Raw genomic sequence first — 23,500 nt, forward strand, 5'->3', positions numbered from 1 at the left:
TGCGATCAAAAATGTCAAATCCTGCGCCATACAGGCGCTCTTGCGCGGAAGGAAATTGACAATGTGGAAGGGTGTACTGCCAGCCGTAAGCACCAAATTCAAGGACGACCTGAGCCTGGATCACGCGGAAATGGAACGCTGCTACGCGTTGCAAATGGAGGCGGGGTGTCATGGCCTTGTTGCGTGCGGCACCCTTGGCGAGGGGAATATGCTCTCCCATGACGAGCGGCTGGAGGTTCTCACGCTGTGCAAGAACGCGACCGGGAACAAACCGGCGCTGCTAACCATTTCTGAACCCGGAGAGCGTGAGGCCTGCGCCCTCGCCAAACGCGCGCGGGCGGCGGGGGCCGACGGCCTGATGATTGTCCCGTCACCGATCTATCACACCAATCCGGCTGAAACAGCTGCGACCTTGCGGGCAATCGCGTCGGCGGGGGATTTGCCGGTTATGATTTATTCCAACCGCGTCGGCTACCGCGTGGACGTGACGCCGGAGATCATGGAAGAACTTGCCGACGATGCGCATTTTGTCGCCATTAAGGAAAGCTCCGACGATATCCGCCGGACCACGGAAATCTTCAATCGACTTGGGGACAGATACGATGTGCTGACAGGTGTCGATAATCTCGCGTTCGAGGCCCTGACGGCCGGGGCGGTCGGCTGGGTTGCCGGGCTGGTGCTGGCTTTCCCGAGGGAGACTGTGGCGATTTATGAGCTGATCCAGCAGAAGCGCTATGACGAGGCGCTGACAATCTATCGCTGGTTCCGCCCGTTGCTGGATCTTGATGTGTCCACATTCCTTGTGCAGCAAATCAAGCTTGCCGAGGTGCTGGCGATTAAGTCCAACGACCGGGTTCGAAGGCCGCGTCTGCCGCTCACCGGGGCACACCGCGCTAATGTTGAAGCGCTGGTGACAGCGGCAATCGCCGTCCGTCCTACCTTGCCGTCATTCTAGGCCTCATGACCCTATGACTATCCCGGCCGGAAACTCAGATCAGATTGCTGATGTAATCGTCATTGGCGCTGGAATAATCGGGATTACGGCGGCGATTGAGCTACAGGCGCGCGGCGCCCGGGTGACCGTTCTCGACCGCAAGGGAGTGGCCGCCGAGGCATCGCAGGGGAATGCAGGCGCGTTTGCCTTCTCGGATGCAACGCCGCTCGCCTCCCCCGGTATCCTGAAAAAAGCACCTAAATGGTTGCTCGATCCGCTGGGGCCGCTGTCGATCCCGCTCCCTTACGCGCTTCAGATTGCCCCCTGGATGTTTCGTTTCTGGCGCGCAAGCCGTCCTGATCGGGTGCAGGCGGGCATCAAGGCACTGGTCGCGTTGATGCATCTCTCAAAAGAGCGGTTAATCCCCTTTACCGAGCGAACCGGTACCCGCGATATGCTGCACCAGCACGGCAATCTGCAGCTATTCGAAAACCGCCGGAACTTCGAGGCGACCTTTGCCTCCTGGCGGGCGCGGGCGGATTACGGAGTTACCTTCACCCATCTTCATAGCGGAGAGGAAATAGCCGACTATCAGGCAGGGCTTGATAAACGCTTCATCGCCGCGACCTTTACCGCCGACTGGTACGGCATCGCTGATCCAAGGGAGTTTACAGAACGGTTGGCCGCCTATTTCGAGACCAACGGCGGCACATTGCGCATTGCCGAGGCGCGCGCCATCGAGACGACTTCAGACGGCGCCTCTGTCGTGCTGGAAGATGGAGCGCGAATTAACGCCGCGCGGGTTGTTGTGGCGGCCGGAGCATGGTCACATTTTCTGGCGCGGACTTTGGGGGATCATATCCCACTGGAGACGGAGCGGGGATATAACACGACCCTGCCGGTGGGCGCCTTCGACCTCAAGCGCCAGCTTTCCTTCGAAGAGCATGGTTTTGTCGTGTCACCCCTGTCGAGCGGGATTCGCGTTGGCGGGTCGGTCGAGCTTGGCGGCCTCAAGGCAGCGCCCAATTATCGCCGTGCCGAGATTTTGCTCACCAAGGCGAAGGTATTCTTGCCGGAATTGAAAACTGGCGGTGGCAGGCAATGGATGGGATTCCGTCCTTCGCTACCGGATTCCCTGCCCGTGATCGACCGTTCGTCCCGCTCTGACCGGGATCTATGCCTTTGGCCATGGCCATCTTGGCCTGACCCAGTCGATTGGCACGGCGGCGCTTGTTTCCAGTCTCGTTTACGGCGAAGATACCTCCGTTGATCTCAGCCCGTATAGCCCCGGAAGGTTTTAGGAGCGGTCCATGACCCAGCATACATTCCTTTGCATCGACGGCCATACCTGCGGCAATCCGGTACGCGTTGTCGCTGGCGGTGGGCCACAGCTGGACGGGAAAACGATGCTGGAACGGCGCGCGCACTTCCTGGCCGAATTCGACTGGATCCGTACTGGTCTGATGTTTGAACCGCGCGGTCATGACCAGATGTCGGGGGCGATCCTCTATCCGCCGACGCGAGACGATTGCGATATCGGCCTGCTGTTCATCGAAACCTCGGGCTGCTTGCCGATGTGCGGCCATGGCACCATAGGGACGGTCACGATTGCCATTGAACATGGGCTGGTAACACCCAAAACCCCCGGCATCCTCAATCTTGACACCCCGGCCGGGCGGGTGCGCGTTCAATACCGGCAGGAGGGGCGCTTCGTGGAGGAGGTGCGCCTAACGAATGTTCCTGCCTATCTGCACGCGAGTGGCTTGACTGCTGATTGCCCCGGCCTTGGGGAGGTGACGGTGGATGTTGCCTATGGCGGCAATTTTTATGCGATAGTCGATCCGCAAGCGGCCTTTCGGGACATGGCCGATCATGCCGCCCTTGACCTGGTGAAATGGAGCCCGCAATTGCGCCGTGCGCTGAATGATAAATATGACTTCGTTCATCCCGAAAAACCGGACATTCAGGGACTCTCTCACATTCTCTGGACCGGTGCGCCGACCCAAGAAGGAGTGACGGCGCGAAATGCGGTTTTCTATGGCGACAAGGCGATTGACCGGTCCCCGTGTGGCACGGGCACATCGGCGCGAATGGCGCAATGGGCGGCGCGGGGCGATCTCAAGGTCGGCGATGAGTTCATCCATGAAAGCATCATTGGATCGTTGTTCCGGGGGCGGGTTGAGGCCGCGGCCAGGGTCGGGGATCATGAGGCAATTATCCCGTCCATCGGCGGCTGGGCCCGGGTCACTGGCCTCAACACCATATTCATTGACGATCGCGACCCCTTCGCCCACGGTTTCGTCGTATCTTAAGGAGCGTCCCATGAAAATCACCGCGATAAAGGCCTGGCAAATTGACCTGCCGCTGAAAGAGGGGCGCTATAGCTGGTCTGGCGGCAATTATGTCGAGGTTTTTGACAGTACTGTTGTTGCGATTGAAACCGACGAGGGGCTGACCGGCTACGCGGAATGTTGTCCTCTCGGGTCCGCTTATCTGCCATCCTACGCCAAGGGCGTGCGGGCGGGTCTTGCGGAAATTGGCCCGCATTTGATTGGCTGTGATCCTCTTGCGCTCAACGAGGTCAATCGGCGCATGGACGCGGCCCTGCGCGGCCATCCTTACGTCAAGGCGCCTGTGGATATCGCCTGTTGGGATATTCTTGGTAAGGCGACGGGGCTGCCGGTATATATGTTGCTGGGCGGTGCCATGCAGGAAAATGTGGCGCTTTACCGGGCAATCTCGCAGGAAAGCCCGGACCAGATGGCGGAGAAAATCGCCGGCTACAAGGCGGAAGGTTATACCAAGTTCCAGCTCAAGGTCGGCGGAGATGCTAATGAGGATATTGACCGCATCCGCGCGACGCGGGCGGTGTTGGCGGTGGACGACATCCTGATTGCCGACGCCAATACCGGCTGGACCCGGCATGAGGCGGCACGGGTTGTGGGGGCAGTCTCGGACCTTGACGTCTATATTGAGCAGCCTTGTGCGAGTTATGCAGAATCAGTCTCCATCCGCCGCCGCACCGCCCTTCCCTTTATCCTTGATGAAGTGATAGACGGCACCGACACACTGGTTCGCGGGATCGCCGAGGATGCCATGGATGTCATCAACCTCAAGATTTCCAAAGTCGGAGGTCTGACCCGGGCGCGGCTGATGCGGGATTTATGTGTCGCCTCCGGCATTCCCATGACGATTGAGGATACCTGGGGCGGGGATATTACAACGGCGGCGATCGCCCATCTCGCCCGCTCGACGCCCGAGAAATTCTGCTTTTCAGCGACGGACTTCAATTCCTACGGCACCGTTACCTTTGCCGAGGGGGCGCCAGAACGGGTAAACGGTCGCATGACGGCGGCAGATCGTCCGGGCCTTGGCATCACACCTGATTTTGACCTGTTGGGAGAGCCTGTGCTGGTTATAAAATAGCCGGGCTCTAGACGTCCGCCCAGTTAATCCAGTTGTCATGAACATTACATATGGAGACGATGTAAAGCCGTCCCTTATAGCCGTTCAGCTCAAAACGGGAGCGCGGCAGGTCGAAACTTTTATCGAAATACTGTTCGTGCACGACATTAAGGTCCGCGTCCATCAGCAGATGCTTCAGAATGAAGTGATCGGCCTCCATCGGATGCCGCGTAGCGGCCCGCACGAGCACATCCTTACCGGCCTTGTCGACCTTGATCAAAGGCGAATGGCCGGGCTCTTTCCCGGCCCAGCGTCCCGGCTCGTCGGTTGAGTAAAAAATCTTGCCCGCGAGCATTCGCAGCGCCGCCTGCATATCACAGCTCTCCGCGGCGAGCGTCGGCGTTGCCGAGGCGAGCAAGGCTGTCGCCCCGCCGCCCGCCATGGCCAATGCCTGTCGACGGTTAAGTCCGGGTATCTTATGTTCCATTGCCCTGTCCCCTGCATATCATCTGCAAACTCTAATGTGCCTTATTTCGTCAAAAACGACAAGGCGCATCAATCAAAACCTGAGAAAAGAAAGAAGAGCCAATACCCTACTTTGCCCTTCTTCCCGTCATGGCTGATTCTGGAAGCGGGAGCAATTCAGCCCCTCGCTCCGGTCATTTAATCTTCTTGATTTCACCGCTTGCCAGTTTTTCATGATAATCGGCCAGCATCGCCTTCACTTTCGGCATCAGCATGTAAAGGCCGATAATATTGGCAATGGCCATCGCAAAAATCATGGCATCGGAGAAATCAATCACCGGTCCAAGGCTCATCGATGCACCGATCACTACGAAAATGCAGAAAATCAGCTTGAACACCAGTTCCTTCGCCTGCCCCTCGCCAAACATGTAAGTCCAGGCCTTCAAGCCATAATAAGACCAGGAAATCATGGTTGAAAAGGCGAACAATACGGCCGCGATCGCCAGCACGTAGCCGAAGCCGGAGAAATTGGCTTCGAACGCCTTGGAGGTGAGGGCAATCCCGGTGACCCCGCTGTCCGGAACCCAGGAGCCGGTCACAACGATCACCAGGGACGTCATTGTGCAGATGACAACCGTATCGATGAACGGTTCTAAAAGGGCGACATAGCCTTCCGTCACCGGATGCTTTGTCTGCACCGCGGAATGGGCAATGGAGGCGGATCCAATGCCCGCCTCATTCGAAAATGCAGCCCGCTTGAACCCTTGGATAAGCGCGCCGATGACACCGCCGGCAACGGCCGTCGGGGCGAAGGCGCCCGTAAAGATGGCGACGATGGCTTCGGGGATGGCGGCGTAATTAATGCCGATGATGATGAGGGCCGACCCGACATAAAGAACAGCCATTCCCGGCACAATTTTTTCCGTTACCCGGGCAATTGATTTAATGCCGCCGATAATTACGACCGCGACAAGGATCGCCATTATGATGCCGAACAGCCAGCCCTTACCTTCAAAAAACGGAATGATGCTGGATATCTGGGCGAATGACTGGTTAGCCTGAAACATGTTGCCGCCGCCCAGCGCGCCGCCAATACAGCAGATTGAGAAGAACACCGCCAGAAATTTTCCAAGGGCAGCCTTGCCGTCTTCCGACAGTCCTTTGGACAGATAATACATCGGGCCGCCAGAGACCGAGCCGTCAGCATATTCGTTGCGGTATTTTACCCCGAGAATACATTCTGTAAATTTAGAGGCCATGCCAAGCAGCCCGGCCAAAATCATCCAGAAGGTTGCCCCCGGGCCGCCGAGATAAACGGCGACACCGACACCGGCGATATTTCCAAGGCCGACAGTTCCCGATAGCGCCGTTGCCAACGCCTGAAAGGGCGTCACTTCACCGGCATCATTCGGGTCCAGATAATCCCCCCGGACCAGCTCGATCGAATGCTTGAAGCCCCGAAACTGGATAAAGCCGAAATAAAACGTGAAAATTATCGCCGCCAGAACCAGCCATCCTACGATTAGCGGAACATCTGTGCCTAAAATTGGAACAGAATAGAAAATAGTACTGACGATTGGATTGACGATTGGCGCGACCGCATCGCTGATCGCCTGATCGATACTTTGTGCCTGCGCCGTCGATGCCATAAACGATAGACCCGCAGCAGCCCCTAAAATGCGTTTCAACATAGTCTTTTCCTCCCTCACTTACTTACTCTGTGTTTGAATTGCCACTCTGCGGCTAGGGTACGATGGTTGTCGGAACCGGCGCGGCTTGCGCCAGTGTTATGGCAACACCGCCCAACAGGCGTTGGGCCAATGCGGAATCACCGGTACGCCCGATGATGATCTGCTCCGCATTTTTCTCGGTGGCGATTTTACATAATAGATCCCCGACATGTCCGTGCCGGGCTTCACAGGTTGCGGTGATGCCTTCCTTGATCAATTTATCTGCGAGAGGCTGGACCATACCCAGAGCCCGGGCGAGTTCCTGTTCCCGCCGACCGTGACGTTCAGCCAGTTCCTGAGGTGTATGGAAGCTGTAGGGTGACCATTCAATAACTTGAACCAGGTGTATTTGCGCCCCTGATTTCTTGGCGAGCGCGGCCGCAAAATCGACCGCCCGGCTTGATTGTTGTGCGCCATCGACGCCCACGATATAAATATTAGACATGACATTTCCCCCAAATATTGCCGTTATAAGGGCCATTTCGGCAGAAGGAAATCCACACAATTATGAGACTGCGCGGGCCGAAATATTGGTCCTTGCAACGCCGACAAAGGCTACAAAGCATCCTTCCTTAACATTACTTTATAGTGTTTTAGAAAATTGTAATGCATTTATTTAAGCTTTGAATATTTGATCTTAACGACGATATTGACTGAAAGATGTAATCAGGTCATCCGCGACAATTTTTTTACTGGAAAATGAAACTTAAGAAAGACAGCATTATGGCAAAAATCCAATCGGAACAGGCGGAGAAGGATGCACCGTTGCGTGATGATATTCGTTTACTTGGCCGTTTGCTAGGCGACACCATCCTTGAGCAGGAGGGTGAAGAGGTATTTGAGCTTGTTGAGGCAATCCGGCAGTCGTCCATCCAGTTTCAGCGGGAAAATTCGGTCGTTGCAAGAGATGAGCTCGAAAATATTCTGGGTAAACTGACGACCGCGCAGGCTGTTTTGGTCCTGCGGGCCTACAGTTATTTCCTGCAACTGGCGAATATAGCCGAAGACCAGCATCATATCCGGCGGACCCGGGTTCATGACTTGGCGGGATCGGTTCCCCGTGCCGGTACCATCGTTCATGCGCTGAAAAAAATCAGCGAGGCAGGCATAACAGCGGCGCAACTGGGCCAGTTTTTTGAGACGGCACTGGTGAGCCCGGTCTTGACCGCCCATCCGTCGGAAGTCCGCCGCAAAAGCACGATGCGCCGGGAAATGGGAATTGCGGACCTGCTGGAAAAACGCGAGCGTGTCGACTGGACAAAAAAGGAAACCGAGACGATAGATACCGAGCTTTGCCGGGAGGTCCAGACGATCTGGCAAACCGATATCCTTCGCCGAACGAAGTTGCAGATTTCTGACGAAATACAAAACGGACTGTCCTACTATGACCAGACCTTTTTTACCGAACTGCCAGGATTTTATGAGTCATTGGACGCCGAACTGACGCGACTGAACCTAAAAGCCGCAGCAGACTCCTTGCCGTCCTTTTTCCGGATGGGAAGCTGGGTCGGTGGGGATCGGGACGGAAATCCTTTTGTGACAGCGGAAATCCTCAGAACGACATTAAAGAGGCAGAATGCGCATGCTCTCAATTTTTACCTGGAGCAGACGCACCAGCTCGGGAGTGAATTATCGCTGTCGACGAATATTGTCGAGATGTCGCCTGATCTCCTGCAGCTTGCCGAGGTGTCTCCGGATCATTCACCGCATCGCCAGGGTGAGCCGTACCGGCGCGCCATATCCGGCATTTACGCGCGGCTGGTGGCGACATTGACATCGTTCGGTTCTGCTATTCCAGCGCGTGCGGCCCTTGGGCCCGCACAGCCCTATTCACATTCTGAGGAATTCCTCGCCGACCTTGATGTGATTAACAAGTCGCTCCAGGAAAACGGGTCGCAATTAATCGCCAATGGCCGCCTCCGGCATCTCCGGCGGGCGGTTGACTGTTTCGGCTTTTACCTTGCAACTCTGGATCTCCGCCAAAACTCCGAGGTGCATGCCCGATCGATCGCGGAACTTGCGCGGGCTGTTGATCCGGAAATCCGCTACGACGAGATGAAGGAAACAGAACGCGTGGCCTTTCTCACGGACGAATTACGGTCCGGCCGTCCGTTGCTCCGGCCGTTCTGGACATACTCCGAGGAAACCTCTTCGGAGCTGGAAATCCTGCGCGAGGCGGCGAAGGCCCATAAACGTTACGGAGAGAACGCCATCACCACGGCAATTATCTCGAATACTCAAAGTGCGTCCGACCTGTTGGAGCTGGCAACGTTGCTCAAGCAGGTGGGATTAATCTCGCCCGAGGGGCAGAGCCGGATCAATATTGTTCCATTGTTCGAAACGATCCCGGATTTGCGTATTTGCGTCGAGATTATGGATCAACTGCTGTCCCTGCCCGAATATCGCCGGCTGGTGGATGACCGCGGCGGCGTTCAGGAAGTGATGCTCGGCTATTCCGACAGTAACAAGGATGGCGGCTATGTGACGTCCGGCTGGGAACTATACAAGGCGGAAGTCGGCCTCATCGACCTGTTCGCGCGTCACAATGTGGGCTTGCGGTTGTTTCACGGACGCGGCGGATCGGTGGGGCGCGGCGGCGGGCCCAGCTATGACGCGGTGCTGGCGCAACCGAAGGGCGCGGTGCAGGGGCAAATCCGGGTGACGGAGCAGGGGGAGACGATCTCCTTTAAATATTCACGGCCGGAACTGGGCCGCCGCAATCTGGAGAGCCTGGCTGCGGCAACATTAGAGGCGACATTCCTTGGCGGAGACAAACCGACCGTTCCGCCGCAGTACAACGAGGTGATGGAGGCGTTATCGGACGATGCTTTCAAAGCCTATCGGAATCTCGTGTATGAAACAGACGGTTTTGCCGATTATTTTTGGGGGTCAACCGTCATTAATGAAATTGCCACCCTGAATATTGGCTCGCGGCCAACGTCGCGCAAGCAAACACATCGGGTAGAGGACCTTCGGGCGATTCCCTGGGTTTTCAGCTGGGCGCAATGCCGCCTGATGCTGCCGGGCTGGTACGGGTTCGGAACCGCCATCAAGGCGTGGCTGGAGCGAAACCCGAAGACGGGGTTGCCGCTTTTACAGGAGATGTATGCGAACTGGCCATTTTTTAACACGCAGCTGTCGAACATGGATATGGTGCTGGCCAAAAGTAATATTGCGATTGCCTCAAGATATGCGGATCTGGTTGCCGATGCCCAATTGCGAAAGGAAATCTTTGGCCGGATAAAGACTGAGTGGCAGAGCACAATAGACGCTCTGCTCATGATAACCAGCCATGACCGGCTTCTGCAGGAAAACCCCTTGCTCGACCGCTCGATCCACAACCGCTATGCCTATCTAGACCCCCTGAACCATATCCAAGTCGAGCTCTTGAAAAAAGCTCGCAAGAATGCCGACAACCCCAGACTACTCCGCGGTATCCATATCGCCATCAACGGGATTGCGGCGGGGTTGCGAAACAGCGGGTGAGGTAGCTTTCAGTCCCATTACGAAAGGACACTAGGCGAAAATGAAAGTAAGAAAGCATTTCGCACAGTCTACTGCTGCTCCTAAAACTCAATGGCCACCGAATGTTCGACCCATCACTATGGAAGATCTTGATAATCTAGGTGTAAATGATCAAGGCATACTTTATTGAAATGGCAGAAGAATAGAAATTGCGAGGACGGTTGATTTCATTTCGATTGCAAATATCTTTGGTATATGTCGAATTTATAAGGGTCCCCATTGACCTTTACGGAAATAAAATTGCTTTTAGCAGATACGAGTATGTTGAAAGTCGCAACGGGGACACTAGCAATATTTTCAAATCCGTTGAGCGCCTCCCTCCATTCAAAGTAAGAGGATTGGGGGCCGCCATGACCTGGAAGGCATTCGCCTAACCTTGTTTCCATATATTTCTCTTCTTCGTTAGTAATAGGTCTTTCCAGCCAACATTGTGTAGTACCGACAGATACCGAAGGGGTGGCAAATTTGCAGCCTAAATAGATCATATTAGATTTTTCTGAAAAAAGGTATCCAGTAGATCCATGTTTTGGTAAAAGTGGCCTTTCTGAATTCAAATAATCTGGATAGTCATGATTGGCATAACCTTTCCATTCTTTATAGGGCTTACCAAGATGCTGAGAAATTTGATTTTTTGCCGCGATACCCACTATAGCAAGGTTTTTATAATATTTGCATATATAATCGACTATGTTATCAACACTCTGTGCGTGACTTACCGAACTGCTAAAGAGAAAACTTATAGTTAAAAATATCACGGTTTTCATGTCGTATCCACGTTGAATACTTAAACTAACATTTCCCAAATACGTTTGTATCGGAGCCAATCGTAGAAGATTCCCGCTACCGATGGAAGAAGTTTTGCTCGGTGGCCATCTGACAGCCTCGATAAGAAGATTTGGCCTTTGTTGAAATCAAATCACAGCATCATTCCCGTGTCCGATTAGCTTAATTTGCGCATAAAAAAATGAAAGAACAAATTTGCATTCAAATGGTGCCCCTGGCCTGACTCGAACAGGCACGCCCTAAGGACAACAGATTTTGAATCTGTCGCGTCTACCAATTCCGCCACAGGGGCCTGCGTGGAAACAGCCGCACTATAGCGATGATTTTGGGGCGGTCAATAGACCATCGTGAATGATCCGTCGGAGCATGTATTTCGTGATAAGGATTGTTGGCGAGCGGAAAAGACGCTAGATAGGCAGGGCAGTGTTTATATGAAACCGGGCCTTGAGCGATATGTTGCGACGATTGTATGATTATACCATGGGCCTGGCGGCCAGACCGCGTGCCAAGTGGTTTCTGGCGGGAATTTCATTCGCGGAAAGCTCTGTTTTCCCGATCCCGCCGGATGTCCTGTTAATCCCGATGGTGCTGGCAAATAGAAGGCAGGCATGGCGGTTTGCCTTTCTTTGCAGTTTGTTTTCCGTTCTCGGCGGCCTGTTCGGCTATTTTATCGGGGCCTATCTATTCGACTGGGTCGGGGCGCCGATCATCGATTTTTACGGATATACGGACAAATTCGAGAGTTTTACCAAGGCCTATAATGAATGGGGCGGCTGGATCGTGGCCTTTTTCGGCCTGACGCCGTTTCCGTTTAAGGTGATTACCATCGCCAGTGGTGTCTCGCATTTAAATCTGGCAATATTCATGTTTGCCGCAACCCTGTCCAGATCCGCGCGGTTTTTCCTTGTGGCGGGCCTGTTATGGTGGTTTGGTGAACCGATCCGGGATTTCATTGAACGGTATCTGGGAATTCTGACTGTTGTCTTTTTCGTATTACTGATTGGTAGTTTTGTCGCGCTCAAATATCTGCTGTAGGCAGAAAAAGGGTGACTTTGGAATAGGTGCATTTTGGAGATTTTCTATAGAAATGCGTTATTTGTTGCGCTGTTGGCAAGTCTGGTAGCGCTCGGGACAGCCTTTACATCGCAATATATATTTGACTTGTGGCCCTGTGTGTTGTGCCTGTACCAACGCTGGCCCTATTCGGGCGTCATCGTGATTTCACTGCTCGGAATGGTTATGAGGCATCAGATAGATAGCCGCGTTTTCCTTGTACTCTGTGCACTCGGTTTTGCGGCGACAGCTGCCATAGGGGCCTTTCACGTTGGGGTCGAGCAAGGCTGGTGGCAGGGAACCGCCGAATGTGTGGGCGATACGTCGAAGGCCTTGAGCGTTCAGGATTTAAAGGCGCAGATCATGTCGGCGCCGATTGTGCGCTGCGACGATATCGCCTGGTCCCTTTTCGGAATTTCCATGGCCGGTTATAATGTGATCGCCGCGGCAATCTTGAGCATTTTTTGCTTTTTAACCGCTGCAAAAGCCACTCGATAGGTCTAAGGTGAGACTATGAGAAAAAAGGATTTGACGAAAAGTAAGCCAGCGTTTGGACGCCAGCCGGGAGATTTACCCCCGCGCGAGTTGTTGGAGCGTGTCATACGGGTGGATCACGCCGGTGAACTCGGCGCCGTCCGGATTTATGAGGGCCAGCTGTCCGTGTTAGAAAAAAACGGGGATGCCGCAACGGTCCGACATATGAAGGAACAGGAAGAAATTCACCGCGCCCAATTCGCGAAACTCGTGACAGAGAGACGGGTCCGGCCAACGCTCCTGTCACCGCTCTGGCACTTTGCCGGATATGCTCTCGGTGCCGGGACGGCGATGATGGGGAAAGACGCCGCCATGGCCTGCACCGAGGCGGTTGAAGAGGTCATTGATGAGCATTACCTCGCGCAACTGGAGCAATTGGGCGATGATGAGCCTGAGCTCAAGGAAACCATCGCCAAATTTCGCGACGAGGAAATCGAGCATCGCGACATCGCCCGGGCTGAAGGTGCCGCGGCGGCGCCCGGTTATGAATTGCTGACGTCGGCGGTCAAGTCGGGATCGAGGCTTGCGATCTGGCTATCGTCAAGGATCTGACTATCCTATTCACGGAAAATCGCAGCGCGTGGCGGAAATCGTGGCAAAGCTCTGCTTGCCCGAAAGAATGCTGAACCGATACTCATTCCCGCCAAACACAACGCTCTTGTGAAGGGGCAGCACGCCGGTTAGCTTTTCTGTCTGTCCGCCCAGCTGGGTGAAGATGATCTCTACCGGTTCATCGGGATTGTACCAGGCCTCGACCTTGTTCTCGCTGTTCACGACGGATTTCCCTGTTCCGGTGACCGTGATGCTGCCATTTCCGAGACTGACTGAATTTCCAGGACTGTTGAAAATTGGTGTATTGACGATAAACCGCTTGGTTTCGGGGGCGGCGTCGCAATTCTGGCTGTTTTGGGCGAGAGTTACCAGCGATTTAAGCCGGTCCGGCTCCAACCCATCGCCAAGGCGCTGCTGTACAAGCTCAAGTATTTCCCGGGTCGGCCCACTTGGAATTTCATTTTCAAATTTATCCCGCCAGGCCCTTGCTTCGGCCAAAGCGGCACTTTGTTTGTCGAGGGCCGCGCGTGCCTGATCATTCAACCGGTCATTCTCGTTGGTCAGGACAATAACCTGCCCCTCAATGTCGGCAATACGGCGCTCCGCATTTGCCTGTCCTTCGTAATATCCATAGACCCCGGCTGCCGCCAACAGCAAGATATAAAGGAAAAATTTAAAGAAACGGTTGCGCCGCTGTCGGGCCTGCTTTTTTTCAGAAAGACCTAATCCATAGCTCATTATACGTCACATCTTCAGTGGGGAAAAAGAAAGGTGATGGTTTTATCTTCTATATAGACGGTTGAGCGCCCGCAACGCAAGTATGCTGAGGTGTCCGGTAATTAGGGGCAGGAAGTTACTCTTCCAGTTCCGTATCCCAGTAGAGATAATCCCGCCAGCTGTCATGAAGATAATTTGGCGGAAAGGCACGGCCTTGCTGGTTGAGCATATGCGGCGTGGGTATGTAGGGGCGGATTTCCGGGAACATGTTCAGATCCCGGGGTAGCCTGCCGCCTTTCTTCATATTGCAGGGGGCACATGCCGTTGTGATGTTTTCCCAGTGCGTCTGGCCGCCGAGGCGACGGGGCAAGACGTGATCGAAGGTGAGCTCGTCACCGGACCCGCAATACTGGCACCGAAATCCGTCACGCAGGAAGACATTGAACCGGGTAAATGCCGGTTGTTTGCTCTGCTTGATATACCGCTTGAGGCTAATGACGCTGGGAAGGCGCATTTCAAAACTGGGAGAGCGGACAAGCCGGTCATATTCGGAAACGATATGGACACGTTCAAGGAAGACTGACTTGAGGGCATCCTGCCAGGACCAAAGAGACAGCGGAAAGTAGCTGAGCGGCCGGTAATCGGCGTTCAGGACAAGAGCAGGGAATTTTTCCACTGACGACTGCATTCGCGGTTGCTCCCGACGGTTCTGATTTCCGAAGTTTGATCCGTTAATTTGAAAATTGCAAATCCTAATACAGTATTTTGTATTAAATAAATATGACCCTACTGTATCTCGGTTTAGTCTCAAACATTAGCAAATATAGACATTAGAAAATGCCGGCCGATGTCAAGTCCGCCCTCATCAATGCCGTGTCCAAGGCCCGGACGGCTATGGGAAGTTACGGCTATGCCTGCGTCTTTCAGTGCCGTTTCGCAGGCTCCCATGGCGGTGAACGGAACGACGTCATCCTGTTCGCCATGAACGAGGCAGACTGGCGGCCGGGACGTAATTTCCTGCGAAAGCCTGCTCGCGCTAATCATCGCGCCGGAATATCCCAGAATTCCGGCGGGCGCCACGTTTTCGCGCAGACCGGTAAAAAGTGACACCATTGTTCCCTGGCTAAAGCCGACAAAACCTACGTCCTTCATTGATAGATTACAGCGTTCCAGTTCGGTTTGAAGAAACTGATCCACATTACGCCGGGCTTGTTCCACACCCTCGCGCATCAGTTCAAAAACCTGTGCCCCGGCCTTGGGGTCCCGGCGTTGAAGATCCGGGTCATATTTATCCAGCGAAAACCATTGTCGCCCGAACGGCGAAAGTTCACAGCGCTCCGGCGCATGCGGGGCCAGAAACAGGGTTTCCGGAAAATCTTTCTGCCAGTAATCGGCGAGCCCGATCAGGTCGTTCCCATCTGCGCCGTATCCGTGCAACAGGAGGACGATGGATTTTGTCGGGTCGCCGCCGGAGGGCGCGCGGCGGGGGCCGTCGAGAGGGGTAAGGTCAGTCATGCCCGATCATAGATCGAATTCAGGCCCGTATCAATACGCCGGATTTTTCCGGACTGCGGGTCGAACGACATCGGCATAATAGCGCCAGAGAACACGCGCGGCAACCGTGCGATAAGGGCGCAGCGGTTCGGCCATTTCGTCCATTTGCTGAACCGTCGGGCGCGCTTTCATCCTTTTTAAGTGGCCAAAAGCGGATTGCAGGGCAACGTCCCCGGCTGGCCATATATCAGTTCGCCCCAGGCAGGCCATCATGTAAATTTCGGCGGTCCATCGGCCGATACCCTTGACCCGGGTAAGCTGTTCCAGCACCTCAATATCTTCAAGGTCGTGGAGGCTGTCGAGCAACAGTCTCTCAGTGAGGATCTCGTCGGCAAGGGCTCGGCAATATCGCGCCTTCTGGCGGCTGAGCCCCAAGGCGCGGAGGTCTTCTTCTTCGAGATTTATCAGTACTTCCGGGGAAAACGGCGTGATAGCGGCAGTCATTCGCTGCCAAATGGCATTGGCGCTGGCGAGGGAGACCTGCTGTTCAATGATAATCTTGGTCAAATGCTCAAAGCCCGCTGGCCGCGTGCGTTCCGGCAGCGGCTGGATCAAGGTGAGAGCAGTGCCAAAATCCGGGTCTTTTCCAACAAGAAAATCAAGGGCAACCGAGATTTCCTCAAGTTGCGTCATTGCGTCGTTGCCATCGCCGTTGTTAGCGGTACAGAACAATGAAGGCTCTCGGCGGCACGTGAAATCTGGATCTCGTCGCTTTCCTCGGGTGCGGTAACGTCGGGAATATCAGGTGTCAGCCCGATGCCGTGAAAGGTCGGGCCGCCCCCTGTGGTAAACCGCCCGGTCGTCAACCGAAGCCCGCCGCCGTTATGAAGTGGCATCAGTGATTGCATCAATCCCTTGCCGTAGCTCTGCTCCCCGAAAAGTATTGCCCGGTGCTGATATTTGAGCGCCCCGGCGACAATTTCAGACGAAGAGGCTGAGCCCTTGTTCAACATAACAACGATCGGCGCGCCTTTCGTGATATCGCCGCGGTCTGCATCCCGCGCCATCATGTTCTGCCCGCGGTTCTTTACCGCATAGATATTGCCGCCATCCATAACTGAGCTGGCGACAGTTTCAGCCGCGGAAACCAGGCCGCCGGGATTGTTGCGCATGTCGAGGATGACGCCGCAAAGGTTAGATCCGAGCGTATCTTCAAAGCTCCGCAACGCGGTCGATACTTCCAGTCCGGTTTTCGCCGTGAAAGAGAAAATGCGGATATAGCCGACATTTCCCTTGATCTGGTGCTCGACCGCCGCCAGTTCAACGGCGCGCCGGGCAACATTAATTTTCAATGGGACGGGATTACCACCGCGCAGGATGGAGAGAAGCGAGACGGTCCCTTCGGGCCCGCGAAGCATGCTGCGAGCCTGAGTCAAGGTCCCCTTGATAGGCTGATCATCAATATCGGTGATAATGTCACCGGCTTGAATACCGGCGTCTTCCGCGCTTGATCCCTTTAAAAGACTGACGACAGTCAACTGGTCGTCTACCATCTTGATATGGACCCCGAAGCCGACAAAGCGGCCGTCGAGGCTATCCCGGTAAGTTGCAAAACTCGTCGGCTCCATATAGCCGGTGTAGCGGTCCAGCGAGGTAAACATGGCATTAAGCGCACGGGTTGTTGGGTCGGGCTCGTTATTGCCTGTTTCCGGGCTCTCTTTCAATCCGGCGATGGCCTGATCGATGAGATCTTCCGGGTTTACCTGATCAACATAGCGCCTATCGACCATTGTCAGCACTTCTGCCATAATATCAATATTATCCTCTGCGGCCGGATCATTCGGGATAATTTGATGATAGGCGGCCTCGTAGCGATCCATGGCGGCGTAGATTTCATGATTTTTGGAGATTGGAATGGCACAGGCCGTCACCAGCATCAATACATTCAAAGCAATCAATATACGTTTAAACATTTGTCTCGCCCGATGAAATTTTTTATAATTAAAAAAGTATTAACAAAAACTACAATCGGCGTCGGCGGCTGACAAGCAAAACAAAAAATAATTTTATGCACATTTTAGATTTCTTACTCGGTTCAGACCTTAAAATTAACATATGAAAATCATCACTCGTTTCGCTCCAAGCCCAACTGGATATCTTCATCTTGGACATGTCTATTCAGCAACTTTGGCGTGGCAGGCGGCGCGAGAAAGCGGTGGTGAATTCCTGTTGCGCATGGAAGACATCGACACTGGTAGATGCCGCCCTGAATTTGAGCAGGCGGTCTATGAGGATCTGGCGTGGCTGGGACTGGAATGGACGCATCCGGTTCGCCGTCAAAGTGAGCATTTTGAGGACTATGCGGCGGTGTTGTCGAAACTGGATGACCGGGGATTTATTTATCCCTGTTTTTGCACCCGAAAGGAAATTTCGGCGGAGGTGACTGAAAGTGAATCCGCTCCTCATGGGCGGCAGAGCCTTGTGTATCCGGGAACCTGCAGGCAATTGACCGACAGGGAACGGCAACAACGATTTGAGCGGGGAGATCCGTACGCGCTTCGGCTGAATATGGTTAACGCGATTGCATCGGTGGACCTGCAGTCACTCAAATTCCATGAGCAGGACAAGGGAATGATCCGCTGTGATCCGGCCCGGTTTGGGGATATCATTCTGGCCCGAAAAGAGACGCCGACCAGCTATCATCTCGCCGTGACATTCGACGATGCAATCCAGGGCATTAACCATGTTATCCGGGGGCAGGACCTGTTTCCGTCAACTCATATTCATCGTCTTCTGCAGGCGCTTCTCGGGCTCCCCACGCCGGGTTATTTTCATCACGGATTGATCTCTGATACCAAAGGCCGAAAACTCTCGAAACGTGACAAGGATGCAACAGTAAAATCTTTGCGGGATTATGGTTACCAGCCCGAAGAAGTGCTGAAAATGGCCAATTATGGTTAATTTTTTCGAATCTTAAGATCCTGATCAGGCGGGCTCAATCAGGCAACTTTTTCATATTTCATGATGATATCGACCATATCGATGACAATCCCCGCCATGTCAAAATCCTTTGGCGTATAGATCGCCGTAACACCTGCTTTCTTGAGCCGTTCCGCGTCCTCTGGCGGGATGATACCGCCAACGACAACGGGAATCCCCCCGACCCCGGCAGCTTTCAGCTTTTGACAAACCTCCGTGGCCAGGGACACATGGGAGCCGGACAGGATGGACAGGCCAACCAAATGGACTTTTCCGTCCAACGCCGCGGCCACAATCTGGTCCGGGGTGAGCCGGATACCCTCGTAAACAACCTGCATGCCACTATCGCGTGCGGCAACGGCAATCTGCTCGGCCCCGTTTGAATGCCCGTCGAGGCCCGGCTTGCCGACCAGAACCTTCAAGGGCTCGCCCAAGACGCGGGTCGCCTCAGCGACTTTTTCGCGCGCTGGATCAAGAACATCACTGCTGGCATTAGAGACGGCGCTGCTAACACCTGTCGGCGCCCGGTATTCGCCATAGACCTGTCGTAAAACCTCGGACCATTCACCGGTTGTAACACCGGCCTTCGCCGCCGTGATCGATGCGGGCATAATGTTTTTGCCGGATTTGGCCGCCTTGGAGAGATCGTCCAGGGCCCGTTTGACGGCGACATTATCACGGGCGTCGCGCCAGGCATGCAATTGCTTGATCTGTTCGGCCTCTGCAGCCGGATCAACGGTCATAATGCCGCCGTCTACTTCCTGCGTGAGCGGCGAGGGGGCCGTTTCCGTGAATTTATTGACACCGATCACGGGAAGGGCGCCGGTAATAACCGCTTGCACCCGGTTGGTGTTGGATTGAACCAGACTTTCCTTTAAATAGCCGATATCGACGGCAGCAACGGCGCCGCCCATCTCATCGATACGACGAAGTTCTTCGCGAGCAGCCGTTTTAAGTTCCTCGACCTTTCGATCGATCTCGATCGAGCCCTCGAAAATATCACCAAACTCCAGCAGGTCCGTTTCATAGGCGACAATTTGCTGGAGTCGCAGGGACCATTGCTGGTCCCAGGGGCGCGGCAGGCCGAGTGCCTCGTTCCAGGCGGGGAGTTGAACGGCGCGGGCGCGGGCGTTCTTGGACAGTACCACCGCCAGCATTTCAAGCAGAATGCGGTAAACGTTGTTTTCCGGTTGCTGTTCCGTCAACCCCAAGGAATTGACTTGTACACCATAGCGGAATCGGCGGTATTTTTCGTCTTCAACGCCATACCGATCCCGCAGTATTTCGTCCCAGAGATCGACAAACGCTCGCATTTTGCACATTTCGGTTATAAAACGGATGCCGGCGTTGACAAAGAAGCTAATCCGTCCGGTTGCCGCTGGGAAATCTTCAGGGCTGATTTGCCCGCCTTCCTGAACCGCGTCCAGCACCGCAATCGCCGTGGCGAGCGCGAAGGATAGCTCCTGAACTGGCGTTGCCCCGGCTTCCTGCAGATGATAAGAGCAGACATTCGTCGGGTTCCACTTGGGCATCTCCCGGTAGGTATAGCTCACCACATCGGTGATGAGTTTCATGCTCGGCTTCGGCGGGAAAATATAGGTCCCGCGCGACAGATATTCCTTAATGATGTCATTCTGCACCGTTCCCTGCAATTTAGCCGGATCCGCCCCCTGTTCCTCGGCCACGGCGACATACAGGGCCAGTAACCATGCCGACGTTGCATTGATCGTCATGGAGGTGTTCATCTGTTCCAGCGGGATACTGTCAAAAAGGGTGCGCATATCGCCCAGATGACAGATTGGAACTCCGACTTTCCCGACTTCGCCGCGCGCCAGAACATGATCCGAATCATATCCGGTTTGAGTTGGTAAATCGAAGGCGACCGACAATCCGGTCTGGCCGCGCGCCAGATTTGTTTTGTACAGCTCATTCGACGCAAGCGCTGAGGAATGGCCGGAATAGGTCCGGAACAGCCAGGGCCGATCTTTTTGGGAATCGTCTGTAACCGCCGTATCCGCTGCGATTTTTGTCATAATTATCTTTCGTTTCTGAGAACAATATCGACCAGTTATTACGTGTATTCTAAGCCACACGTAATAACATAACATTGTGCTGCAGTGCAAAAAAAACTTGTACTCTGCATAAAGGTCGCTAATCTTCTCACAATTCGGACCAAAGTAAAGGTCTCTGTTCGTTTAATTGACGCAATGCGGTATATCGTAATAAAATTGTGGTGCGGGCGAAATGCTGGCGCTATCGCTGTGCGAAAAACAAGGGATGTTTTTGATGTCAAAGATTCAAGCTGCCATCGAGTCTGAGGCCGATGCCTCGGGGTCGACCGTTGCGGGGAAAGACTTGTACGAAGTTGGGGAAATCCCACCGCTCGGACATGTCCCTGCTAAGATGTACGCGTGGGCAATTCGCCGCGAACGTCAAGGCGAGCCGGAAACGGCAATGCAGATAGAGGTGGTTGATACGCCGGAACTCGATAGTCATGACGTGTTGATCCTAGTGATGGCGGCCGGCGTAAACTATAACGGTGTCTGGGCCGCGCTGGGCGAACCGATCTCCGTATTCGATGTTCATAAACAGCCCTACCATATCGCCGGATCGGATGCCTCTGGCGTCGTCTATGCGGTCGGAAACAAGGTGAAGCGCTTCAAGGTCGGCGACGAAGTGGTTGTCCATTGCAATCAGGACGACGGGGACGATGAGGAATGCAACGGCGGTGACCCGATGTTTTCAACAAGCCAGCGGATCTGGGGCTATGAGACTCCGGACGGCTCGTTTGCGCAGTTTGCCCGGGTTCAGGACCGGCAGTTGATGCCGCGCCCCAGACATCTGACATGGGAAGAAAGCGCCTGCTATATTCTTACCTTGGCGACGGCATACCGGATGCTTTTTGGCCATCGCCCACATATTCTCCGCCCGGGTCATAATGTTCTGATCTGGGGCGCATCAGGCGGGCTGGGGTCGATGGCCGTGCAGATTTGTGCGGCTGCCGGGGCAAATGCCATCGGCGTTATCTCGGATGAAAGCAAACGCGAATTTGTCATGTCCCTTGGGGCCAAGGGCGTGATTAACCGTAACGATTTTAACTGCTGGGGGCAATTACCGAAGGTAAATTCCGAAGGGTTTGGGGATTATATGAAAAAAACCCGCGAATTCGGCAAGGCGATCTGGAATATCACCGGCAAGGGCAATGACGTTGATTTCGTGTTCGAGCATCCCGGTGAGCAAACCTTCCCGGTTTCCTGTAATGTCGTGAAGCGGGGCGGCATGGTTGTTTTCTGCGCGGGGACAACCGGCTTTAACCTGACCATGGATGCCCGCTTTGTCTGGATGCGGCAAAAACGTATTCAGGGCAGCCATTTCGCCAACCTGAAACAGGCGTCGCAGGCCAATAACCTGGTCATTGATCGACGTATCGATCCGTGCATGTCTGAGGTGTTTTCCTGGGACGATATTCCGCGCGCACATACAAAAATGTTGAAAAACCAGCACAAACCGGGAAATATGGCGGTTCTGGTCTCGGCGAAATATCCGGGAATGCGCACGATAGAGGATGCGATCGAAGCGGGAAACAACTAAGCTGGCCGTAAGAAGCCAGAAGGAAAATAAAAATGACAATGATAGATATGACGGATCAGCAAACATCTTGCGTGCTGAACGATTTGGATCGCCTGTGCGGTTGCGCCCTTGACGAGGCGGAAAGCTTCAAGCAACAGGCAATCATGGCGGTCGCGGATATGACACGAAGCCGCGAAGGGCGCATAAGCGCCGAGCTGATCGAGGTCAATCAGTATGCGACCCATGGGCTTGCATGGCTTGCAACCTATGTTGAAGCGTTGCGCGAGACGCTTAACTGGTCGCGAAATCTGGCGGAAGCGGGCAAATTCGGTGAATTGGAGCAGCTTATGCTGCAGGCCGGGTTCAGCGAATATCTAAACCAGATTGCCGGCGGTATTCCGATGACACTCGGGGAAATAATTCGTCCGGCCGATCTCGGATTGACGGACGAGGCAATTCTTAAATTCAAGACGCCGGAAGTATGTCTGCTGCTCAGCAACGGCTATAGCTCCGACGTCAAAATCCGCATTGCAGCATTGATCACCGACGGAATGGAAACCGGCGATTTCGGGGAATTGGGACTGGATGAGACCTATTCCATGATCCGCGACCAGTTCCGCCGCTTTGCGAATGAAGAGGTTATGCCCTATGCCCATGATTGGCATCTGAAAGATGAACTAATCCCGATGTCGGTAGTCGACCAGATGTCGGAACTCGGGGTTTTCGGCCTTACGGTTCCCGAAGAATATGATGGCCTTGGCCTTGGCAAGATGTCGATGTGCGTCGTATCAGAAGAGCTTTCCCGGGGCTATATCGGCGTTGGCTCCCTGGGTACGCGATCTGAAATTGCCGCTGAACTGATTTTATCCGGCGGAACCGACGCCCAGAAAAAGAAATGGCTTTCGGCGCTTGCGACAGGCGCAATCTTGCCGACCGCGGTCTTTACCGAACCGAACACCGGTTCTGACCTTGCATCCCTCAAGACGCGTGCCGTCAAGGACGGGGATGTCTATAAGGTGACCGGAAACAAGACCTGGATTACCCATGCCGCCCGGGCGGATGTCATGACCATGCTTGTCCGGACCAACCCGGCAGAAGCAGGGTATAAAGGGCTCTCGATGTTTCTCGCGGAAAAGCCGCATATGACGGAAAAGGAAGATTTTCCGGCAGCTGGGATGTCCGGCGGCGAGATTGAGGTTCTGGGCTATCGCGGCATGAAGGAATATGAGCTTGCCTTTGATAACTTCGAGATCAAGGCCGAAAACCTTCTGGGCGAAGAAGAGGGAAATGGCTTCAAGCAGCTGATGCAAACTTTTGAGAGTGCCCGCATCCAGACGGCCGCACGGGCGTTGGGTGTCGCCCAAAACGCCATGGAGCTTGGTCTTCGCTATGCGCTGGATCGCGTCCAGTTTGCCAAACCGATTATTGAATTTCCACGGGTTGCCGGCAAGCTTGCCTGGATGGCGGTGGAGATCATGATGGCACGGCAGCTCACCTATGCGTCGGCACGGGCGAAAGACGAGGGCCGCCGCTGTGATCTGGAGGCCGGCATGGCCAAACTGCTGGGCGCCCGCGTTGCCTGGAGTTCTGCGGATAATGCGTTGCAGATCCACGGCGGGAACGGCTTCGCGCTGGAATACCCGATCAGTCGGGTGCTATGCGATGCCCGTATTCTCAATATCTTCGAGGGGGCCGGTGAAATCCAGGCGCAGGTCATCGCCCGCCGGTTGCTTGAAGGTGCTAACTAAAGCGGGCCTCG

General features: G+C 54.4%; 20 protein-coding genes, 1 tRNA gene and 1 pseudogene. 11 read left to right on the forward strand and 11 right to left on the reverse strand.

From position 1 onward, the window contains the following. Window positions 1–61 precede the first annotated feature (61 nt). The 4 genes and pseudogenes from ACESNI_RS07985 to ACESNI_RS08000 all read left to right on the forward strand — a co-directional run bounded on the left by ACESNI_RS07985 (window position 62) and on the right by ACESNI_RS08000 (window position 4,360). Window positions 62–955, forward strand: coding sequence for a dihydrodipicolinate synthase family protein (locus ACESNI_RS07985; RefSeq protein ID WP_373086015.1), 894 nt, complete (start codon window positions 62–64; stop codon window positions 953–955). A 13-nt stretch (window positions 956–968) separates the two neighbouring features. Continuing rightward, window positions 969–2,235, forward strand: a pseudogene (locus ACESNI_RS07990) (NAD(P)/FAD-dependent oxidoreductase). Window positions 2,236–2,244: 9 nt separating this feature from the next. After that, window positions 2,245–3,246, forward strand: a complete 1,002-nt coding sequence (locus ACESNI_RS07995) for a 4-hydroxyproline epimerase (protein WP_373086016.1) — start codon at window positions 2,245–2,247, stop codon at window positions 3,244–3,246. 10 nt (window positions 3,247–3,256) lie between these two features. Then, window positions 3,257–4,360, forward strand: a complete 1,104-nt coding sequence (locus ACESNI_RS08000; protein ID WP_373086017.1) for a cis-3-hydroxy-L-proline dehydratase — start codon at window positions 3,257–3,259, stop codon at window positions 4,358–4,360. A 7-nt stretch (window positions 4,361–4,367) separates the two neighbouring features. Here the strand turns inward: ACESNI_RS08000 and ACESNI_RS08005 are convergent, their stop codons facing one another. The 3 genes from ACESNI_RS08005 to ACESNI_RS08015 all read right to left on the reverse strand — a co-directional run bounded on the left by ACESNI_RS08005 (window position 4,368) and on the right by ACESNI_RS08015 (window position 6,979). Then, entirely contained in the window at window positions 4,368–4,826 is a 459-nt protein-coding gene (locus ACESNI_RS08005; protein WP_373086018.1) for a desulfoferrodoxin family protein, read from the reverse strand. A gap of 172 nt (window positions 4,827–4,998) precedes the next feature. Then, window positions 4,999–6,495: an alanine/glycine:cation symporter family protein gene (locus tag ACESNI_RS08010; RefSeq protein ID WP_373086019.1), complete on the reverse strand. Its 1,497-nt coding sequence runs from the start codon at window positions 6,493–6,495 to the stop codon at window positions 4,999–5,001. Between the two features lie 52 nt (window positions 6,496–6,547). Next, the gene (locus ACESNI_RS08015; RefSeq protein WP_373086020.1) at window positions 6,548–6,979 is read right to left on the reverse strand and encodes a universal stress protein; all 432 of its coding nucleotides are present in this window, start codon (window positions 6,977–6,979) and stop codon (window positions 6,548–6,550) included. Window positions 6,980–7,233: 254 nt separating this feature from the next. Here ACESNI_RS08015 and ppc point away from each other — a divergent pair, with 254 nt between their 5' ends. Continuing rightward, window positions 7,234–10,020, forward strand: coding sequence for a phosphoenolpyruvate carboxylase (ppc, locus tag ACESNI_RS08020; protein ID WP_373086021.1), 2,787 nt, complete (start codon window positions 7,234–7,236; stop codon window positions 10,018–10,020). Window positions 10,021–10,226: 206 nt separating this feature from the next. Here the strand turns inward: ppc and ACESNI_RS08025 are convergent, their stop codons facing one another. Continuing rightward, window positions 10,227–10,823: a hypothetical protein gene (locus ACESNI_RS08025; RefSeq protein ID WP_373086022.1), complete on the reverse strand. Its 597-nt coding sequence runs from the start codon at window positions 10,821–10,823 to the stop codon at window positions 10,227–10,229. Between the two features lie 225 nt (window positions 10,824–11,048). Further along, window positions 11,049–11,134, reverse strand: a tRNA-Leu gene (locus ACESNI_RS08030). Between the two features lie 161 nt (window positions 11,135–11,295). Between ACESNI_RS08030 and ACESNI_RS08035 the strand changes: the two genes are divergently transcribed. Genes ACESNI_RS08035 through ACESNI_RS08045 form a run of 3 tightly spaced genes read left to right on the forward strand, consistent with a single transcriptional unit; the run spans window position 11,296 to window position 12,981 of the window. After that, window positions 11,296–11,877, forward strand: coding sequence for a YqaA family protein (locus tag ACESNI_RS08035; RefSeq protein WP_373086083.1), 582 nt, complete (start codon window positions 11,296–11,298; stop codon window positions 11,875–11,877). A gap of 33 nt (window positions 11,878–11,910) precedes the next feature. Further along, window positions 11,911–12,393: a disulfide bond formation protein B gene (locus tag ACESNI_RS08040; RefSeq protein ID WP_373086023.1), complete on the forward strand. Its 483-nt coding sequence runs from the start codon at window positions 11,911–11,913 to the stop codon at window positions 12,391–12,393. A gap of 15 nt (window positions 12,394–12,408) precedes the next feature. Further along, window positions 12,409–12,981, forward strand: coding sequence for a demethoxyubiquinone hydroxylase family protein (locus ACESNI_RS08045; protein ID WP_373086024.1), 573 nt, complete (start codon window positions 12,409–12,411; stop codon window positions 12,979–12,981). 9 nt (window positions 12,982–12,990) lie between these two features. On the opposite strand, the gene ACESNI_RS08050 is transcribed toward ACESNI_RS08045, so the two are convergent. From ACESNI_RS08050 to ACESNI_RS08070, 5 genes are all read right to left on the reverse strand, one after another. Continuing rightward, window positions 12,991–13,719, reverse strand: coding sequence for a hypothetical protein (locus tag ACESNI_RS08050; RefSeq protein WP_373086025.1), 729 nt, complete (start codon window positions 13,717–13,719; stop codon window positions 12,991–12,993). 115 nt (window positions 13,720–13,834) lie between these two features. Beyond that, window positions 13,835–14,386: an HNH endonuclease gene (locus ACESNI_RS08055; RefSeq protein ID WP_373086026.1), complete on the reverse strand. Its 552-nt coding sequence runs from the start codon at window positions 14,384–14,386 to the stop codon at window positions 13,835–13,837. 119 nt (window positions 14,387–14,505) lie between these two features. Beyond that, the gene (locus ACESNI_RS08060; RefSeq protein ID WP_373086027.1) at window positions 14,506–15,213 is read right to left on the reverse strand and encodes an alpha/beta hydrolase; all 708 of its coding nucleotides are present in this window, start codon (window positions 15,211–15,213) and stop codon (window positions 14,506–14,508) included. A gap of 30 nt (window positions 15,214–15,243) precedes the next feature. Next, window positions 15,244–15,885, reverse strand: coding sequence for a DNA-3-methyladenine glycosylase (locus ACESNI_RS08065; RefSeq protein ID WP_373086028.1), 642 nt, complete (start codon window positions 15,883–15,885; stop codon window positions 15,244–15,246). Further along, complete coding sequence (locus ACESNI_RS08070; protein WP_373086029.1) at window positions 15,882–17,165, reverse strand: S41 family peptidase; 1,284 nt, start codon at window positions 17,163–17,165, stop codon at window positions 15,882–15,884. The genes ACESNI_RS08065 and ACESNI_RS08070 overlap by 4 nt, the downstream gene beginning before the upstream one ends. Before the next feature lie 142 nt (window positions 17,166–17,307). On the opposite strand from ACESNI_RS08070, the gene gluQRS reads away from it, so the two are divergent. Next, on the forward strand, window positions 17,308–18,153 hold the full coding sequence (gene gluQRS, locus ACESNI_RS08075; protein WP_373086030.1) for a tRNA glutamyl-Q(34) synthetase GluQRS: 846 nt from the start codon (window positions 17,308–17,310) through the stop codon (window positions 18,151–18,153). Window positions 18,154–18,191: 38 nt separating this feature from the next. Here the strand turns inward: gluQRS and ACESNI_RS08080 are convergent, their stop codons facing one another. Further along, a complete protein-coding gene (locus tag ACESNI_RS08080) occupies window positions 18,192–20,204 on the reverse strand; it encodes a methylmalonyl-CoA mutase family protein (protein WP_373086031.1) in 2,013 nt (670 codons plus the stop codon). A 253-nt stretch (window positions 20,205–20,457) separates the two neighbouring features. Here ACESNI_RS08080 and ccrA point away from each other — a divergent pair, with 253 nt between their 5' ends. Together ccrA and ACESNI_RS08090 are read left to right on the forward strand one after the other, a co-directional pair. Continuing rightward, on the forward strand, window positions 20,458–21,762 hold the full coding sequence (gene ccrA / locus ACESNI_RS08085) for a crotonyl-CoA carboxylase/reductase (RefSeq protein ID WP_373086032.1): 1,305 nt from the start codon (window positions 20,458–20,460) through the stop codon (window positions 21,760–21,762). Window positions 21,763–21,794: 32 nt separating this feature from the next. Further along, window positions 21,795–23,489, forward strand: a complete 1,695-nt coding sequence (locus tag ACESNI_RS08090; protein ID WP_373086033.1) for an acyl-CoA dehydrogenase family protein — start codon at window positions 21,795–21,797, stop codon at window positions 23,487–23,489. Window positions 23,490–23,500: the final 11 nt, after the last annotated feature.

The sequence above is a fragment of the Sneathiella sp. genome (genome assembly GCF_041689005.1).
Classification (GTDB): domain Bacteria; phylum Pseudomonadota; class Alphaproteobacteria; order Sneathiellales; family Sneathiellaceae; genus Sneathiella.